Source organism: Paenibacillus sp. J5C2022 (assembly GCF_025567625.1).
In the GTDB taxonomy this organism is placed as follows: Bacteria; Bacillota; Bacilli; order Paenibacillales; family Paenibacillaceae; genus Pristimantibacillus.
The window spans coordinates 1-1,559 of sequence record NZ_JAOQJC010000101.1 but is presented as its reverse complement, the minus strand read 5'-3'; the positions used below and the strand labels follow the sequence as shown (position 1 = coordinate 1,559).

General features: G+C 36.9%; 2 protein-coding genes. One reads left to right on the top strand and one right to left on the bottom strand.

What is annotated here, in order from left to right:
- On the top strand, positions 1-466 hold a 466-nt coding region (locus tag M6D81_RS31445), incomplete at its 5' end, for an HAD family hydrolase (RefSeq protein ID WP_262681605.1).
- 566 nt (positions 467-1,032) lie between these two features.
- Here M6D81_RS31445 and M6D81_RS31440 read toward each other — a convergent pair.
- A complete protein-coding gene (locus tag M6D81_RS31440) occupies positions 1,033-1,305 on the bottom strand; it encodes a hypothetical protein (protein WP_262681604.1) in 273 nt (90 codons plus the stop codon).
- Positions 1,306-1,559: the final 254 nt, after the last annotated feature.

Sequence of the window (1,559 nt, the reverse complement as noted above, 5' to 3'; positions counted from 1 at the left end):
GAGTGAGGAAAATTACATTGGTAACAGACTAAGCAAAGGCGATACAAGATTCAGACTTATTCAAGATTACAAAGAGTGTTTGCATGACAACATAATTACTATAAATGCAATAGATAGCATCAATCAACTCGAAGTAGCTTACAAAGAATATGTCAATGAAAAAAGATGTACTTGTCATTTTGGACCGGACATATACACTCCGGGGTTTAATTGGTTAGAAATTTCAAGTAATCATGCAACAAAGAAAGAAGCAGTCTTATATTTAAAAGAAAAATTCGATTATAAGAGATTGATTTGTTTTGGAGATAATCTAAATGATTTATCCATGTTTGAAGTTGCAGACGAGAAATATGCTGTAGAAAACGCACATGAGATATTATTAAATAGAGCAGATAAAATAATTGAAAGTAATAATTGTAATGGCGTTGCCAGATTTTTAAGATCAATTTTTGAATGTATTACATAAAAGGCACCAAAATCTGATAACACCGTATTCACGCTGCGTCGCTATTGCTCCTTGGTCGGCAGAAGTAGAAAGATGAGGTTTCAGGAAGGTTGATTCAGTAGCAGAGAAGCCAATTCATCCGGACAACCTTGCACTCCCTACGGTCGTTTAAGGCAGTGAAGGTTCGTGAATACAAAAACGTTATACGCAAGTTCGTTAAAGCTAAAAAACCATTAAGTTCTCAAAATCTATTTTCAAACCGAAAGATGAAAGAATATCAACACCAAGAATTGCATCAAATCCGTATGGTTCTTTCGTCAAACCTAACTGAATAGTAAATGACTCAAGTAAGATGTGATTAATTTTAAGATTTTGAACTTTCTGTTGGTAGCATAATTCGCTTTGACCACCAACACCGTACATTCTTACTGATTTTCCATTGATAAAGTCAGGATCTAATCCGATTGGCTCTACAGCATCAGTATCAAATATAGTTCTGGCACACCCAGAATCGAGAAGAACGTTATCTAAGGAAATAGATTTATGATTGTATATAAGAGATAGAGCAACAATAGGAAGCCCATTAATTAATTCAATTTTCGTTGAAGACCTCTAATCCCAGTGAATGGCTGTTCAATAACTTCAATTTGTTCATTGCCGGTATAGAAGACATACAGTTCACGAGAGGGATCTGAGAAGTGTAGATTTTTATAAGTAGCCCAAGCTTCTTTCGGATTGATATAATCAGATATGACAGACATTTCATCAATTGTTCTTTTATGACTAATGGAATGAGCGGACAATGCTTCTACAAGTACCCAACAATTAGGGAATTGATCACGAATACTAACCCACTTCATGAATTTACACCTCCGATAAGAACTTCTACACTAATTGTACAACCCAAGAGAAGAACAAGCAATGTGGGGGAGATCTCGAAGAAGAACGAACCAGCGTATAACACCGTATTCACGCAGCGTCGCTATCGCTCCTTGGTCCGGCCGAAGTAGGAAGAAGAGGTTTCGAAGAAGATAATTCAATAGCAGGGAAGTTTATTCAGCCGGACAACCTTGCATTGCCTAACCGCGTCGCGGCTGTCCCTTCGGTCACTTAA